At 75.9% G+C, this 16,046-nt stretch carries 12 protein-coding genes and 1 pseudogene; 9 read left to right on the forward strand and 4 right to left on the reverse strand.

The genetic code is table 11. The features are described 5' to 3' along the window. Nucleotides 1-127: 127 nt before the first annotated feature. A complete protein-coding gene (locus ACIP5K_RS06595; protein ID WP_401405703.1) occupies nucleotides 128-3,790 on the forward strand; it encodes a S8 family serine peptidase in 3,663 nt (1,220 codons plus the stop codon). Between the two features lie 394 nt (nucleotides 3,791-4,184). On the opposite strand, the gene ACIP5K_RS06600 is transcribed toward ACIP5K_RS06595, so the two are convergent. After that, nucleotides 4,185-5,513: a carboxyl transferase domain-containing protein gene (locus tag ACIP5K_RS06600; RefSeq protein ID WP_401405706.1), complete on the reverse strand. Its 1,329-nt coding sequence runs from the start codon at nucleotides 5,511-5,513 to the stop codon at nucleotides 4,185-4,187. Then, a complete protein-coding gene (locus tag ACIP5K_RS06605) occupies nucleotides 5,506-6,963 on the reverse strand; it encodes an acyl-CoA synthetase (RefSeq protein WP_401405709.1) in 1,458 nt (485 codons plus the stop codon). Before ACIP5K_RS06605 ends, ACIP5K_RS06600 begins: the two co-directional genes overlap by 8 nt. Nucleotides 6,964-7,107: 144 nt before the next feature. Here ACIP5K_RS06605 and ACIP5K_RS06610 point away from each other — a divergent pair, with 144 nt between their 5' ends. The 3 genes from ACIP5K_RS06610 to ACIP5K_RS06620 all read left to right on the forward strand — a co-directional run bounded on the left by ACIP5K_RS06610 (nucleotide 7,108) and on the right by ACIP5K_RS06620 (nucleotide 10,057). Beyond that, nucleotides 7,108-7,833, forward strand: coding sequence for a FadR/GntR family transcriptional regulator (locus ACIP5K_RS06610; RefSeq protein WP_401405712.1), 726 nt, complete (start codon nucleotides 7,108-7,110; stop codon nucleotides 7,831-7,833). 30 nt (nucleotides 7,834-7,863) lie between these two features. Continuing rightward, nucleotides 7,864-8,652, forward strand: coding sequence for a DUF4239 domain-containing protein (locus ACIP5K_RS06615; protein WP_401405715.1), 789 nt, complete (start codon nucleotides 7,864-7,866; stop codon nucleotides 8,650-8,652). 202 nt (nucleotides 8,653-8,854) lie between these two features. Continuing rightward, nucleotides 8,855-10,057, forward strand: coding sequence for an MFS transporter (locus ACIP5K_RS06620; protein WP_401405718.1), 1,203 nt, complete (start codon nucleotides 8,855-8,857; stop codon nucleotides 10,055-10,057). Here the strand turns inward: ACIP5K_RS06620 and ACIP5K_RS06625 are convergent. Next, complete coding sequence (locus ACIP5K_RS06625) at nucleotides 9,969-10,748, reverse strand: NAD(P)-dependent oxidoreductase (RefSeq protein ID WP_401405720.1); 780 nt, start codon at nucleotides 10,746-10,748, stop codon at nucleotides 9,969-9,971. The genes ACIP5K_RS06620 and ACIP5K_RS06625 overlap by 89 nt on opposite strands. A gap of 145 nt (nucleotides 10,749-10,893) precedes the next feature. On the opposite strand from ACIP5K_RS06625, the pseudogene ACIP5K_RS06630 reads away from it, so the two are divergent. Both ACIP5K_RS06630 and ACIP5K_RS06635 read left to right on the forward strand, forming a co-directional pair. Beyond that, nucleotides 10,894-11,154: pseudogene (locus tag ACIP5K_RS06630) on the forward strand (winged helix-turn-helix transcriptional regulator); the annotation flags it as partial. A gap of 75 nt (nucleotides 11,155-11,229) precedes the next feature. After that, nucleotides 11,230-12,105, forward strand: coding sequence for a RimK family alpha-L-glutamate ligase (locus ACIP5K_RS06635; RefSeq protein ID WP_401407518.1), 876 nt, complete (start codon nucleotides 11,230-11,232; stop codon nucleotides 12,103-12,105). 9 nt (nucleotides 12,106-12,114) lie between these two features. Here ACIP5K_RS06635 and ACIP5K_RS06640 read toward each other — a convergent pair whose 3' ends face one another. Beyond that, the gene (locus tag ACIP5K_RS06640) at nucleotides 12,115-12,711 is read right to left on the reverse strand and encodes a hypothetical protein (protein ID WP_401405723.1); all 597 of its coding nucleotides are present in this window, start codon (nucleotides 12,709-12,711) and stop codon (nucleotides 12,115-12,117) included. Nucleotides 12,712-12,824: 113 nt separating this feature from the next. Between ACIP5K_RS06640 and ACIP5K_RS06645 the strand changes: the two genes are divergently transcribed. The 3 genes from ACIP5K_RS06645 to ACIP5K_RS06655 all read left to right on the forward strand — a co-directional run bounded on the left by ACIP5K_RS06645 (nucleotide 12,825) and on the right by ACIP5K_RS06655 (nucleotide 15,942). Beyond that, a complete protein-coding gene (locus ACIP5K_RS06645; RefSeq protein WP_401405726.1) occupies nucleotides 12,825-13,598 on the forward strand; it encodes an IclR family transcriptional regulator in 774 nt (257 codons plus the stop codon). Next, nucleotides 13,595-14,452 (forward strand): SMP-30/gluconolactonase/LRE family protein, encoded by an 858-nt coding sequence (locus ACIP5K_RS06650; protein WP_401405729.1) that lies wholly within the window; start codon nucleotides 13,595-13,597, stop codon nucleotides 14,450-14,452. The genes ACIP5K_RS06645 and ACIP5K_RS06650 overlap by 4 nt, the downstream gene beginning before the upstream one ends. Nucleotides 14,453-14,643: 191 nt before the next feature. After that, nucleotides 14,644-15,942, forward strand: a complete 1,299-nt coding sequence (locus ACIP5K_RS06655; RefSeq protein ID WP_401405732.1) for a peptidase S8 — start codon at nucleotides 14,644-14,646, stop codon at nucleotides 15,940-15,942. Nucleotides 15,943-16,046 lie beyond the last annotated feature (104 nt).

Here is a 16,046-nt window from a genome sequence, read left to right on the forward strand (position 1 = left end):
ATGGCGGGAACGCGCCAGGGCAGCACCCGCCAGCCCTCGGCAACTTCCCCGCAACACAAGGCTCCTGACACTCTTCCCAGCACTTGGGCGACACCCCCTGAGCCCGGGGCCCGGAAGAGAGGCAACGATGTCAAGAGGACCTGCCGCGAGACGTGGAGCGGCCCTGCTGTCCGCGGGGCTGGCGTTCGCGCTGCTGCCCGCCGGAGGCGCGCACACCGCACCCGGCAAGACCCCCACCAGGGCCGCGTCCGCCGCGCACACCGTCACCCTGGTGACCGGCGACAAGGTGACCGTGACCGACCTCGGCGGCGGCCGGAGGACCGTCGCCGTGGACCGGGCGCGGGGGGCCACCGGCGCCGTGCGCACCCAGGTGTCCGGCGACCGGGTGACCGTCGTGCCCGACGAGGCCCGGCGCTATCTCGCCGACGGCAGCCTCGACGCCCGGCTGTTCGACGTCAGCGAGCTGATACGGGAGGGGCTCTCGGACGGCAGGGCCGACGCGACGCCCCTCATCGTGACCTACGCGGGAAAGCGCGCCCGCGCCGCGGCCGCCCTGCCCGAGGGCGCCGAGCGGACCCGGGCCCTGCCCAGCGTCGGCGGCGCCGCCGTCGCCGCCGACAAGGGCCGCACCTTCTGGAACGGCCTCACCACCGCGAGCGGCTTCGGCGACGGCGTGGGCAAGGTGTGGCTCGACGCCCGGGTCACCGCCGACATGGCGGAGTCCAACGCGCAGATCGGCACCCCGCAGGCGTGGCAGGCCGGCCTCACCGGCAAGGGCGTGAAGGTCGCCGTCCTCGACACCGGCTACGACGCCACCCACCCCGATCTCGCCACGCGCGTCAGCGAGTCGAAGTCCTTCATCGAGGGCGAGGAGGTCGCCGACCGGCAGGGCCACGGCACCCACGTGACCTCGACGGTCGGCGGGTCCGGCGCCGCCTCCGACGGCAAGGAGAAGGGCGTCGCCCCCGACGCGACCCTCGCCGTCGGCAAGGTCCTCAGCGACGCGGGCTCCGGCTCCGAGTCGCAGATCATCGCCGGTATGGAGTGGGCCGCCAAGGACATCAAGGCGAAGATCGTCTCCATGAGCCTCGGCTCGGACACCGGCAGCGACGGCACCGACCCGATGTCCCAGGCCGTGAACACCCTCTCCGCGCAGACCGGCACCCTCTTCGTCATCGCGGCGGGCAACTACAGCGCACCCGGCACCATCGGCGCGCCGGGCGCCGCCGACGCCGCGCTGACCGTCGGCGCCGTCGACGCCGACGACCGGGCCGCCTACTTCACCAGCCAGGGCCCGCGCCTGGGCGACAACGCCCTCAAGCCCGACGTCTCCGCCCCCGGCGTGGACATCCTCGCCGCCCGCTCCTCCCTGGCGGAGGGCTCGGGCAGCTACACCACCATGAGCGGTACGTCGATGGCGACGCCGCACGTCGCCGGGGTCGCCGCCCTGCTCGCCCAGGAGCACCCCGACTGGACCGGCGCCCGGCTCAAGGACGCGCTGATGTCCAGCAGCAGGCAACTGGACGCCTCCGCCTACGCGCTGGGCTCGGGCCGGGTCAGTGTGCCGGACGCCGTCGGCGCCGACGTCACCGCCACCGGCAGCGCCGACCTGGGCTACTACAAGTGGCCCTACGACACCAACGCGCCGGTCACCCGGACCCTCACGTACAGCAACTCCTCCGACAAGCCGGTGGAGTTGAGCCTCGCCGTGCAGGGCGCCGCGGCCGGTGCCGCCACGCTCGCCGACTCCACCCTGACCGTGCCCGCGCACGGCTCCGCCGCCACGACCGTCACCGGCGACGGCGCGAAGGCCGCCGTCGGCACCAACAGCGGCCAGATCGTCGCCAGTTCGGGCGGCAAGACCGTCGCGCACACCGCGATCGGGCTGGTCAAGGAGGAGGAGCGGTACACGCTCACCGTCCATGTGAAGGACCGCGACGGCGCCCCCGCCGCCGCCTCCCTCGCCGTGCAGCAGCTCGTCGCGGACACCGACCCGGTCAGCTACGCCACCGGCGACGACGGCACCGTGGAGCTGCGGCTGAAGCCGGGCACGTACTACGTGGACACCTTCCTCGACGTGCGCGGCAGCCACGGCGAGGACTCCCTCGGCCTCGGCTACCTCGCCGACCCCGAGGTCACCCTCGACCACGACCGCGAGATCACCCTCGACGGGCGGCGGCTGAAGGAGGTGGCCGCCGACGTCGGGCGCACCGCCGAGACCCGGCAGCTGCTCATGGAGGCCCACCGCAAGGCCGGCGGCGCCGAGATCACCAACGCCGTCCAGGTCCCGCTCGTCTACGACAGCGTCTTCGCCGCCCCCACCCGCAAGGTCACCGAGGGCAGCTACGCGTACCGCACCGTCTGGCGGCTCGGGAAGCCGCTGCTCCAGGTCGACGGGGTGCGTGACGCGGTCGTGCAGTCCGGCGGCACGCTCGCCGAGGGCCGCCGCCGGCTCGCCGTCGTCGACGCGGGCGCGGGCACACCCGCCGACTACGCGCACCTGAAGGTGCGCGGCAAGGCCGTCCTGGTCCGGGCCGACGGCGCCACCGCGCCGGGCGCGCTCGCCCAGGCCGCCCAGGACGCCGGGGCCGCCGCGCTGTTCGTCACCGACGGCACGCCCGGCCGGCTCGGCGCGTACTTCGGCACCGACGACTACACCGACCGGCCGCTGACCATCGCGACCGTCGACGCGCGCGACGCCGGGGTCCTCGCCGCCGCCGCGAGGAAGGGCCGCACGCTCGGCACGACCGGCACCCGGTACACGCCGTGGGTGTACGACCTCGCCGACGAGCACACCGGATCGGTGCCCGGCGGCTCGCTGGCCTACCGCCCCGGCAGCCGCGAACTCGCCGTGCGCGACGTGCGGTTCCACGCGCCGAAGCCGCAGCAGGGCAGCGAGTTCCGGTACGCGCTCAGCGACGCCTTCCCCATCGGCCTCGGCTTCCAGGAGGCGGTCGCCTACCCGGCCGAGCGCACCGACCACATCTCCACCGGCCCGGGCCAGAAGTGGCACGAGTCCGTGCAGGCGGGCCCGGCGCTGTCCTGGGAGGAGCGCGGCGGACTCGTCGCCTACCGGGGCGGCTCGCACGAGCGGCTCGACTGGTTCCAGCCGGTCTGGCACCCGTGGCTGGGCACCGGTCTCGGCTGGGGCCAGACCCGCACCGGCGACAACCTGGAGTTCAACACCCCGGGCTGGGGCGACTCGGGACCGGACCACACCGGCTTCGGCGACCCGTTCAGCGCCGACTCCGGGATGACGCAGGAGACGGCCGTGTACGTCGACGGCGTGGAGGCGGACCGCAGGGTGAGTTCGGGGGTGTACGTCTGGGACGCCGATCCGGCCCCGCACACGTACAAGGTCACGACGGACACCGCGCTCGACCCGAAGCTGTGGGGCGTCGCCACCGAGGGGCACTCGGCGTGGACGGTGCGGTCGGCCCGGACGCCGGCGGACACCGCGACGCGGCTGCCGCTCATCAACCTCGGCTTCGACCTCGACACCGACCTGCGGGGCACGGTCGCGGCCGGCAAGCGGCTCGCGGTCGGACTGTCCGCCCAGTACGTCGTGGGCGCGGCCGACACCGGCACGATCGGCGGCGGCAGCCTGGAGGTGTCGTACGACGACGGCGCCACCTGGAAGAGCGTCTCGCTGAAGAGCGCGAAGGCTTCCTGGAAGGGCGAGTTGAACGTGCCGCGCGGCGCCCGGCACGTGTCGCTGCGGGCCGCGGCCCGGGACGACAGGGGCGGCAGCGTCCGTCAGGAGATCGTCCGGGCGGTCGCCGTGAGGTAGCCGCGGGGTAGTCGTGGGGTAGTCGTGAGACAGCCCGGCGACCGGGCCGCTCATGGACGACGCGACGGCGCCGCCTCCCCGTGGGACCGGGGGAGACGGCGCCGTGTGCGTGCGTCCGACGGTGTGTCACACCGTGGCGTCGCGCCGGGTGTTACACGAGCCAGCCGACGAAGTGGACGATGCCGGCGAGGATGTCGGTGAGCAGGTTCATGGTGGTGCGTTCTCCTCGGTATTGCGTCTTGCCTGTGTGTGGGACATGCACTGCATCGCGATGCGTTCGCCACGGTCTGCAGCCCGTTGCTTGCGCCCTGTAAGCATCGTTGCTGTTGCGTGCCCCAGGCAAACTCTGGAGCGACGACCACCTGTTCGAGGGAACAACTGCGCCCCTGTTCGTTTACGGCGGCGGCGCCGCGATCCCGCGCACCACACCCAGCTCCACCAAGTCCTGCGGCCTGAGCCGGAGTTGGTCCGCCGTGTGTTCCGCCTGGTCGGGGCGCCGTTTGAGGATCGCCGCCGCCAGCTCGGGCGCGATGACGGAGAAGTACGCGTCCGGCGCGATCCAGGTGTTCCCGGGCGCCGACAGCGCGAGCGCGCCGCCCGAGCCGCCCTCGCCGATCGCCAGCGTCGTGACCGGCACCGGCGACTCGGCGACCGCGAGGAACACCTCGGCGATCGCCGGACCCGCCGCCGCCCGCTCCGCCGCCGCGTCGTTCGCCGCCCCGGGGGTGTCGACGAGCGTCAGCACCGGCACGCCGAGCCGGCCCGCGAGCCGGATCAGCCGGGCCGCCGTCCGATAGCCCGCCGGGGTCGTCGCCGTACCGCACTGGGCCGCGTACGCGACGGTCACGGCCGCCTCGCCGTCCCCGAGCGCGCCGAACCCGCAGAGCATGCCCGGGTCCCGGCCGCCCGTGCGGTCGCCGCTCAGCTCCTCGCGGTGGCCGAAGTACGCCGCCAAGTAGGCCCGGGCACGCGGCCGTTCGGGGGCGCGGGCGCGCAGCACCGCCGACCAGCCGGTGGGCGGCGGGTCCGTGCGCCCCTGCGCGGCCGGGACCGGGGCGGCGCCCGGGGCGGGCCGTGTCAGCAGGCGCAGCCAGCGGCCGAGGACGGCGCGCAGCTCGCCGGGCGGCACGACCGCGTCGAGGGACCCGGCGGCGAACTGGCTCTCGGCCGTGTACGCGGCCGGGTCGGCGTCCGCCGGGCGGACCCGGGACCCCGCGAAGCCGATCTGGGCGCCGGGGCAGGCGAGCGTGATGTCGGCGCCCGCGCCCAGGGTCGCCCAGCCGCCGCCCGTCGTCGGATCGCAGGCCACCGTGACCTGCGGCAGGCCGGCGGCCCGGGTCAGCGCCATCTGGCCCGCGACCCGCTGGAGCTGGGTCAGCGCGATCATGCCCTCCTGCATCCGGCTGCCGCCGGTGGCGACCAGGGCCACCACCGGCAGCCGGTGCGCGCGGGCGTGGGCGTGCGCGGCCTCGACGCGGTCGCCCGCGCGGCGGCCGAGGGAGCCGCCCAGGAAGGTGAAGTCGAAGGCGAGGAGGACGACCGCGGTGCCGTCGACGGTGGCGGTCGCGGCGGTGACGGACTCGGTGCCGCCGCGCTCGGCCGCCCGCGCCAGCACCGTGTCGTAGTCCGGCCAGCCCAGCGGGTTCGGCTCGGCGGGCGGCGGGGGAGGGGGGAGCTCCCGGAAGGATCCGGGGTCGGCCACGCCCCTGGTCGCGTCAGACATCGCCGAGCGCCCGCTTCAGGATCTTGCCCATGTCGTTGCGCGGCAGGGACTCCAGGTAGTGGACCGTGCGCGGGCGCTTGTGCGGGGACAGCCGGGCGGCGACGTGGTCCGCCAGCTCCCGCGGCGTCGGACGCCGCGCGGCGTCCGCCGGGACGATCCACGCCACCACCCGCTCGCCGAGGTCGTCGTCGGGGGCGCCGGTGACCGCCGCCTCGCGCACGCCCGGGTGCTCCAGGAGCGCGTTCTCGATCTCGCCCGCGCCGATCTTGTAGCCGCCGCTCTTGATCAGGTCGGTGGCCCTGCGGCCGATGATGCGGACCTGGCCGTCGGCGTCGCGGACCGCCATGTCCCCCGTGCGGAACCAGCCGCCCGGCGCGAACGCCGCCTCGGTGGCGTCGGGGCGGTTGAGGTAGTGCAGGAACAGGTTCGCCCCGCGGACCTGGATCTCGCCGACCGCCTCCGGGTCGCCGGGCGGCACCTCCGTGACCCCGTCGTCCTCCGTGAGGCGCAGCTCCACGCCCGGCAGCGGCACGCCCACCGTGCCGGGGCGCGCCGCGCCGTCCACCCGCACGCTCGTGTTCATCAGCGTCTCGGTCATCCCGTACCGCTCGACGATCCGCTGCCCGGTGGCCGACGCGATCCGCTCGTGGTCGTGGACCGGCAGCGCCGCCGACCCCGAGACGAGGAGCCGGGCCCCCGCGAGCGCCTGCGCGAGCGCCGGGTCGTCCGGCAGGGCCTCCGCGATGCGGTGATACATGGTCGGGACGCCGAACAGCATCGTCGCGCCCGACGCCAGCTCGCGGGTGACGCCCTCGGTGCTGAACCGGCCCAGGTGGCGCACCGCGCCGCCGCGCCGCAGCGGGCCGACGACGCCCAGAATCAGACCGTGGACGTGGAACAGCGGCAGCCCGTGGACCAGGGTGTCCGCCGCCGTCCACCGCCAGGCGTCCTGGAGCGCGTCGAGCGTCGCCGAGACCGCGCGGCGCGGCAGCACCGCGCCCTTGGGCGGGCCGGTCGTGCCCGAGGTGTAGACGACGAACGCCGGGGTCGCGGGGTCCGGCTCCGGCGGCAGGGACGGCACGGCGGCCGGGACCGCGGCGTCCGCGTCCACGTCGACGCGCGGCAACCGCGCCAGGGCGGGCGGCAGTTCGGCGTCCGCCGCCGCCAGCACCGCCTCCGGGGCGCTGTCCCGCACGATGTGCGCCAGCTCACTCTCGCCCGACCTCGGGTTCAGCGGCACGGCGGCCACCCCGGCCAGCAGCGCCGCGACCACGCCGACCACCGTCTCCGGCGTGGGCGTCGCCCACACGGCGACCCGGGACGCGCCGCCGATCCGGGCCGCGAGCGGAGCCGCCACCGCCGCCAGCCCGCCGTGGGTCAGCGCCCGGTCGCCGAAGCGCAGCGCGGGCCGGTCGGGGGTGTCGAGCAGGGCGGGCAGCAGACGTGGCACGGGGCGCTCCTCGGTCGATCCTCGGCGTCGCGAAAAATTGGCTGATTGGCTCAGCCAATCCGAGCCTGACGTGTGGCAGGCGCCCGCGTCAAGGACGTACGCTGCGGGGCGGCAGCACGCCAGGAGAGGGCGGAGAAGGACCGGATGACCGACGCACTGCGGCCGATGGGGGCGCGCCCGCGCCTGTACGAGCAGGTGCTCGGCCGGCTGCGCGCGTACGTCGCCGAGGGCGGCCTGCGCGCGGGCGACCGGCTGCCCACCGAGCGGGACCTCGCCGCGCGGCTCGGGGTGAGCCGGGCCTCGGTGAAACAGGCCATCGTCGTCCTGGAGGTGCAGGGGCTCGTCGAGGTGCGGCAGGGCGGCGGCACCTATCTGGTGCGCGACGGACTCGACGTCGCCGAACCCGTCGAGCGGCTCGTGGAGCGCAGGAAGCGGCTGCCGGACGTGCTGGAGGCGCGCGAGGCCCTGGAGACGAAGCTGGCCGAGCTGGCCGCGGAGCGCCGCACCGACGCCGACCTCGCCGCCCTGCGCGCCGCGCTCGACTCGATGGCCGAGGACATCGCGGCGGGCGGCCTCGGCACCGAGGGCGACCGGCTCTTCCACGCGGCGGTGACCGCGGCGGCGCACAGCGCGCTGCTCGCCGCGTTCATGGCGGAGATCGACGGGCCGATCGCCGAGTCCCGCACCGAGTCGCTGCGCCAGCCCCGGCGCCCCGGCCGGTCGCTCGCGCAGCACCGGGCCATCCTGGAGGCCGTCGCGGCGGGCAACGGACGCGGCGCCGCCGCGGCCATGCGCCAGCACGTGCGGGCCGTGGCCGAGGTGCGGCTGCTGGACTGGGACCCCGGGCCGGAGCCGGGCACCGCCCCGTAACCCCGCCCGCGCTCCACGGGTTAGGGCTCCGTGGGAATCTGGCTGCTCAACAACTTCAGTACGTTCGCCCTCGCCGTGCTGCTCGGGGGCGGCGCCGTGGTCCTCGCGCTCGGGGGGTGCCTGCTGGTGCGGCGGAGGTTCCCGCGCCTGTCGGCGGGCACGTACAACGACATGATCGGGGTCGTCCTCGGCATGTATGCCGCGATCTACGGGATCATCCTCGCCTTCGTCGTCGTCGCCGAGTGGGAGGGGCTCAACGAGGCCGGGACCAATGTCGCCGCCGAGGCCAGCCAGACCGCCGAAGTGCTGCGCGACGCCTCCGCGTTCCCGCCCGAGCAGCAGCGCCGGGTGTCCGCCGCGATGGACGCCTACGTGCACGGCGTCGTCGACCGGCAGTGGCCGCTGATGCGGCAGGGACGCCCCGACCCCGGGCTCACCAACCGCGAGGTCGTCCGGCTCTACACCGCCTTCCAGGAGTACGAGCCGCGGACCAACGCCCAGCAGGCGTACTACGAGCAGGCCGTCAGCACCCTCGGAGAGGTCGCCGAGGCCCGCAGGACCCGGCTCGCCGACTCCGAGCAGTCCCTGCCGATGCTCCTCGACCTCCTCGTCTACGGCGGCGCCCTCGTCATGCTGCCCCTGACCTTCCTCTACGGCATGCGCAGCATCCGCGCGCAGCTGATGTTCGTGGCGTCGGTCGCCGCCCTGATCGGGGTGAGCCTGCTGCTCTGCCTGACCCTCGACCACCCCTTCGCCGGGGACATGGCGGTCTCCCCGCAACCGTTCAAGGAGGGTGTGCTCGCGCAGTACTGGCCGTAGGATCACCGCGACTGTCGACTGCTCAATCTCTCGTTCGACCAACGGTCGATCACCGTATCCGCCCGGTGTCGGAGTCGGCGTGGGGCGCGCGTCCCCACCCCACGCCCGCACTGGAAGGCTCCAGTCGCGATCACGGGCCGGTCCTCCGGACGCCGACGGCCCCGCTGTGACGCGGCCCGCCGGGCGCCGAAAGGGACGTGCCGTGTCCTCGACACCGGCCGACTACCGCACCGCGCTGCGCACTCCGGGCGCCGCCGCCTTCTTCCTCGCCGGATGCGTCGGGCGGGTCGGGCTCGCCATGACCGGGCTCGGCATCGTCTGGCTGGTGCACGACCGCACCGGCTCCTACACCACCGCGGGCCTGGTCACCGGCTGCTTCGCCGTCACCGACGCGCTGGCCGGGCCGCAACTCGGCCGGCTCGTCGACCGGTTCGGCGAACGCCGGGTCGTGCCGTACGCGCTCGGGGCGCACGGGGTGGCCGTGGCCCTGCTGTTCGCGGGCGGGCCGGTGCCCGTCGCCGCGACCGCGGGCGCCCTCGCCGGGGCCACCCTGCCGCAGCTCGGCGCCCTGTCCGCGGCGCGCTGGGCGGCCCTGCTGCGCGGCACGGGACAGGACGCCGTGCTGCCCGGCGCCTTCGCCCTGGAGGCGCTCGCGAACGGCCTGTCGTTCCTCGTCGGCCCGGCCCTCGTCAGCGCCGCGGGCGCCGCCGGACGGCCCGGGCTCGGCAGCGGGCTCGCCGCCGCGCTCGTGATCGGCGGCGGCCTCGCCTTCACCCTCCAGCGCCGCACCGCGCCGCCGGTCGCGGACCGCGCCGAACGGCGGCACGCCGGACGGGCGTTGCGCGCCCCCGCCTTCGTGGGGCTCGCCGCGAGCACCCTCGCGCTGGGCGTGTACTTCGGCGCGACCCAGGTCTCCGTCTCCGCCTACGCGGTCGGGCGCGGCACCCCCGACCTGGCGCCGCTGCTGTACGCGGTGTCCAACTGCGTCAGCCTGGCCGGGGGATGGGCCTACGGCGCCCGCCGGTGGCGGGCCGCGCCGGTGCGGCAGCGGGCGCTCGCCGCGGCGGCGCTGCTCCTGGCCTGCCTCCCGGCGACCGTGCTGGACGCGCCGGTCGCGCTGGCCTGCGCGCTCGCCCTGACCGGCCTCGCGGTGCCGCCGCTGCTGGCCGTCACGTCCGTCCTGACCGAGGCCGCGGTGCCCCGGGCCGTGCTCACCCAGGCCCTCACCTGGCTGGGCTCGGCGAGCGCGGCGGGCTCGGCGGCCGCGGCCGCCCTGGCGGGCCGGGCGGTGGACGCCGGGGGCGCCCACGCGGGGTTCACCGTCGCGGCGGGGGCCGCCGCGACGGTGGCGGCGCTGGCGGTGGCGGCGCGGCCGGCGCGGGGGGCCCGGGAGCTGTCGCCGTAGCGGCGGCCGGGCCCCCGCACGGGACGCCCAGGACGGACACCCGGGTGCGGTGGCGCGTCGGGTGCTCCGACTCGTCCAGGACCGCCACCGCCAGGTCCGCGTACGACAGCGGCGTGTCCCGCGCCGGCGCGTGGTCGCCGCCGAAGGCGTAGCGGCCGGTGCGGGGCAGGGCCGGATCGAGGGCCGCGGGCGGGGTGAGCGTCAGCCAGTCCGCGGCGGAGTCCGGCGCCGCCCGCAGACGGGCGAGGCCCGCCGTGTGGGCGCGGGCGAACGGGACGATCGGCGGGGGCAGCCGGGCCGGGTCCTCCAGGAGCGGGCGGCCCGCGCCGTCGAGGAGGTCCGCGAACAGGCCGATCACCAGCAGCCGCGGCACCCCGGACCCGAGCAGCGCGTCCGCCGCCTTCACGAAGAAGTCCGGATCGAGCCCGGCGAAGCCCTGCTCCGGGCCGCTGAAGGGGGAGACGGCGTGCACCGCCGCCCGGTGCCCGGGGGCCAGCTCCGCCATCCGGGCGGCGTCGGTGATGTCCCCGGCGACGAGGCGGACCCCGGGGTCCGCGGCCGGCGCGGCGTGCCGGTCCGGGTCCCGCACGACGGCCGTCACCCGGTGTCCGCGGGCCCGCGCCTCGGCGGTCACCGCCCGGCCCGCGCGCCCGGCCGCGCCCACGATCAGGATGCTGGAATCGGTGGTCATGGCGGGACGCTAGCCCCGCCCCCGCCGGTTACCGCAACGGTACCGGCGGTGACCTGGCAGGCCGTAGCCTCGGAGGGTGACCGCGCCCCGCGACCCGCGACCGCCCGACCCGCGACCGTTCGACCCGCGCTGCCCGTCCACCGCGATGCCGATCCGGATCGGCGACAAGTGGACCGGCATGGTCGTGCGCTGTCTCCAGGACGGCCCGCGCCGCTTCGGCGCACTGCGCGCGCCGCTGCCCGGCGTCACGGCGAAGGTGCTCGCGCAGACCCTGCGGGCCATGGAGCGCGACGGGCTCGTCGCCAGAACCGCGTACGACGAGAACCCGCCCCGCGTCGAGTACGCCCTCACCCCGCTGGGCCGCAGCCTGATCGGCCCGCTCGACGCGGCCCGCGCCTGGAGCGAGGAGCACCTCTCCGCGCTCCTCGCGGCGCGCACCGCGAGCGAACGACGTACCCGCACCACGAAGGAGCAGCCCCGCATGTCCCGCATAGCCCTGGTCACCTGCCGGCCCGCACCCGACATCAGCGTCGACCGCGACCTGCCGCCGCTCGTCGCGGAGCTGGAGCGCTGCGGCGCCGACGCGGTCGCCGCCGAGTGGGACGACCCGGACGTCGACTGGGCCGCCTTCGACCTGGTCGTCCTGCGCTCCACCTGGGACTACAGCTGGCGGCGCGCCGAGTTCCTGCGGTGGGCCGGGCACTGCGCCGCCGTCACCCGGCTCGCCAACCCCGTCGACGTGCTCCGCTGGAACACCGACAAGCGCTACCTCGGCGAACTGGCCCGCGCCGGCGTCCCCACCGTGCCCACCGTGTACGTCGCGCCCGGCGACACCCCGGCGCTGCCGGACGACCGCGCCTTCGTCGTCAAGCCGGCCTCCGGCGCCGGAGCCCGCTACGCCGCCCGCTACACGCCGGCCGAACGGGACACCGCGCTGGCGCAGGTGGCCCGCATGCACGCCGAGGGCCTGACGGCGATGGTGCAGCCGTACGTCGACGGGATCGACGCGGGCGGCGAGCGCGCCGTGCTGTTCTACGGCGGACGGTTCCTGCACGCCGTGCGCAAGGGCGCCGTCCTCGCCCCGGGCGTCGCCTTCGACGCGCGCAAGGTCGCCCATCCGGCGCTGGAGCCCTGGCGGCCCACGGACGCCGAACGCGCCGTCGCCGACCGGGCGCTGGCCGCCGTCCCGGGCGGCGCCGAGCGGCTCCTGTACGCGCGCGTGGACCTGGTCGACGGCCCCGACGGGCAGCCGTGCGTGATGGAGCTTGAACTCGTCGAGCCCAACCTCTTCCTGAGCGCCGTGCACCCCGGATCGCTCCCGGCGGTCGCCGAGGCGATCCTCAAGGCGGCCGGCTGAGCGTCCCGGCTACCCCTGCGTCCAGCGCTGGAGCAGCCCGTAGGTGAACTCGGCCCGCACCTCGCGCGGCACGCCGGCCGCGTCCGGCGCCGTGAACGCCAGGCCCCAGCGGGTGGGCGCCGAGCCCTCCAGGGGGCGGGCCGGGGGGAAGGCGCGGGCCGCCTCGTCGACCGTGCACGACCAGGGGGTGAGGTCGTCGAGGGTGCGCAGCTGCGGTCCCGGGGCGCCGGGGGCGCGGATCAGCCAGTCGTTCCAGACCGCCCCCTGCGGCGAGAGCAGCACCTCGAAGCGCAGGTCGGGCCAGAGCGGCACCGGCCACAGCAGCGCCTCGCACTCCAGGGCGCCGACCCGGCGGACCAGGGTCTGTTCCGGGGCGCCCAGGACCGCGCGGTAGCGGGAGACCGCCGCCCGCGCGCGCGGCGAGCGGACCATGGCCTGCCAGCGCCGGTTCGCCTCCCGCATGTCGGCGGCGGAGACGCCCAGCTCGGCGCGGGCGGCCTCGACCAGCTCGGGCCGGTGGTCGGCCATCCTGCGCAGCAGGACCAGTTGGAAGTGCAGCGGGGTGAAGGGCTCGGCGGGACCGGAGGACGGTGTGGGGCGGGGCATGCCCTCCATGGTCGCGCAGCGCCCGCCCATTGCCCGGTCAACGGCACTGTGCATAGCCTGTGTTCGCGATACCGACCGAGTGTTGACATACCGAACAAGGGAGGGGGGCGGCCGTGGGACGTCTCGTACCAGCCGTGACCCGGGCTCTGGACATCCTGGAGCTCTTCCTCGACGGGGACGGCACGCTGTCCGCCCCCGACATCGTCCGCAGGCTGGGACTGCCGCGCACCACGGTCCACGAGCTCGTCACCACGCTCGCCGCCCGCTCCTACCTGGTGCAGGTCCCCGGCGAGCCGGGCCGCTACCGCCTCGGGGTGCGCCCCTACCAGCTCGGCAGCCGGTACGCGGAGCAGCTCGACCTCGCCGCCGAGGGCCAGCAGGTCGCCCGCGCGGTCGCCGAGACGTGCGACGAGACGGTCCACGTGGCGATCCTCGAAGGGACCGACGTCATCTACATCGCCAAGGTCGACTCCACGCACGCGGTGCGGATGGTCTCGGCGGCGGGCCGCCGGCTGCCCGCGCACTGCACGTCCGTCGGCAAGATGCTCCTCGCGTCCCTGCCCGAGCCCGAGCTGGCCGCCCGGATCCCGGACACCGGCCCGCTCGCGGCCATGACGGAGAACTCGATCACCGACCCGGCCGCACTGCGCGAGGCCCTGCACGCGATCCGCGAGCGCGGGGTCGCCGTCGAGAGCCGGGAGTCCAACCCGGACGTGTCCTGCGTCGCCGCGCCGGTGCGCGACCGCACCCGCCGGGTCGTCGCCGCGCTCTCCATCTCCGTACCGATGATCCGCTGGACGGACGCCCGCGAGGAGGAGCTGGCACGGCTCGCCGCGCGGGGCGCGGCGGACCTGTCCGAGCGGCTCGGCCACCGGGGCGCGGCGTGAGGGCCGAGGTGGCGGTGCGCGCGAGCGCCGAGCTCGGCGAGGGGCCCACCTGGGACGCCGCCACCGGGCGGCTGGTCTGGGTGGACATCCTCGGCGCGCGCGTGCACACCTTCGCGCCCGGCACCGGCCGCCGCACGGTCCTCGCCACCGAGCAGCACGTGGGCGCCGCCAAGCCGTGCGCCGACGGCGGCCTCGTCGTCAACCTCCGCGACGGCGTGGGCCGTTACGCCCCCGGCGGCGCCTTCTCCTGGCTGCACCGCAGCCCGGTCCCCGGGCGCCGGGGCAACGACGCGGCGGTCGCCCCCGACGGCGCCCTGTGGGCGGGCACGATGGCGTACGACGAGACGCCCGGCGGCGGCGACCTGATCCGCCTCGCGCCCGACGGCACGGTGACGGAGGTGCTGGACGACGTCACCGTCTCCAACGGCACCGGCTGGAGCCCCGACGGCACGCTCATGTACTACGTCGACACGGCGACGGGCCGGATCGACGTCTTCGACGTGGAGGGCGAGCGCGTCGTGCACCGGCGCGGGCTGGCGCGCGTCGAGCCGGGTGCCGGACACCCCGACGGGCTCACCGTGGACGCCGACGGCTGTGTCTGGGTGGCCCTGTGGGACGGCGCGGCCCTGCGCCGCTACACGCCCGCCGGCGTCCTGGACCGGGTGGTCCCGCTGCCGGTGCGCCGCCCGACGGCCTGCGCCTTCGGCGGGCCCGGCCTGAGCGACCTGTACGTGACCTCCGCCCGGGTGGGCCTGGACCCCCCGTCGCCGCTCGCCGGTTCGCTGCTGGTGCTGCCCGGCATCGGCCGGGGGCTGCCGCAGCCCGCGTTCGGGTTTCCCGTGAGCCGGCTGTGAGACAGGTCAACTACCGTCCATCTACTGCTCGTTGAACCTGCCGGATTCCGCAAAGCGGAGGTCTGGATTCGACTCCTGCCCTTTTGAAGTGCACGCGCCAATCGGATGATCGGGGACAGCCGCCGAGGCCACCGCGTCGGCGGCCACGACATCCGCACCGCCCCTGTCCACCCTTCTCAGGAGGCTGTACGTTGCGCGACACACACCCCCCAAGAAAGCACGGCCGCGGCCGTGTGGGCGCCGGGATCCTCGGCGTCGCGGCGCTCGTCTTCGCCGGACTCGGCACGGCGGCCCAGGCCGACGCCGCCGCCCCCCGCACCCCGCACGTCACCTGGCAGCGGGCCTGCGCCCAGCCGGCCAGGGCCGGTGAGATGGCCTGCGGCGCCAAGCGGGTCACCGGCGGCACCACCGCCTACGCCCTCCAGCGCGCCCAGGCCGGACACGCCGCCCCCGACGCGGCCGACGCCTCCACCCCGTCCGGCTACGGACCGGCCGACCTCCAGGCCGCCTACGGCCTGACCTCGGCGGCGGCCGCCAAGGGCGCGGGCGAGACGATCGCCGTCGTCGACGCCTACGACGACCCGAACGCCGCGGCCGACCTCGCCAAGTACCGCTCCTTCTACGGCCTCCCGGCCTGCACCGCGGCGAGCGGCTGCTTCAAGAAGGTCGGCCAGACCGGCTCCACCACCTCCCTGCCCAGCGCCGACAGCGGCTGGGCCGAGGAGATCTCCCTCGACCTCGACATGGCGAGCGCGGTCTGCCCGAAGTGCAGCATCCTGCTCGTCGAGGCCAAGTCCGCCTCGATGGCCAACCTCGGCACCGCCGTGAACCGGGCCGTCACCCTCGGCGCCAAGTACGTGTCCAACAGCTACGGCGGCTCCGAGTCCTCCGCGGACAGCGGCTACGACTCCTCCTACTTCAACCACCCCGGCGTCGCCATCACCGTCAGCGCGGGCGACGAGGGCTACGGCGCCGAGTACCCGGCGGCCTCCCGCTACGTCACCGCGGTCGGCGGCACGGCCCTCACCCGGGCCGCCTCCACCACCCGCGGCTGGACCGAGTCCGTGTGGCGGACCAGCAGCACCGAGGGCACCGGCTCGGGCTGCTCCGCCTACGACACCAAGCCCGCCTGGCAGACCGACACCGGCTGCGCCAGGCGGACCGTCTCGGACGTCGCCGCCGTCGCCGACCCGGCCACCGGCGTCTCCGTCTACGACTCGTACGGCATCACCGCCGGCTGGTACACCTTCGGCGGCACCAGCGCCTCCTCGCCGATCATCGCGGCGGTCTACGCGCTCGGCGGCGTCCCGTCGGCCGGCTCATACCCGGCGAAGTTCCCGTACGCCGTGGCCGGGACCTCCGCGCTGAACGACGTCACGACCGGCAACAACGGCAGCTGCTCCAGCAGCTACCTGTGCACCGCGAAGACCGGCTACGACGGTCCGACCGGCTGGGGCACGCCCCAGGGCGTCTCCGGCTTCACCGGCTGACCGCCGCCCCGTGCGGGGTGCGGGCCGCGGCGAGGGGGCGCCGCGGCCCGCACCCGTGTCCGCCGCCGCCGGGCGCGCGCAGGAGGCGGAGGAGCGGGAGCCGT

Source organism: Streptomyces sp. NPDC088785 (assembly GCF_044750685.1).
In the GTDB taxonomy this organism is placed as follows: Bacteria; Actinomycetota; Actinomycetes; order Streptomycetales; family Streptomycetaceae; genus Streptomyces.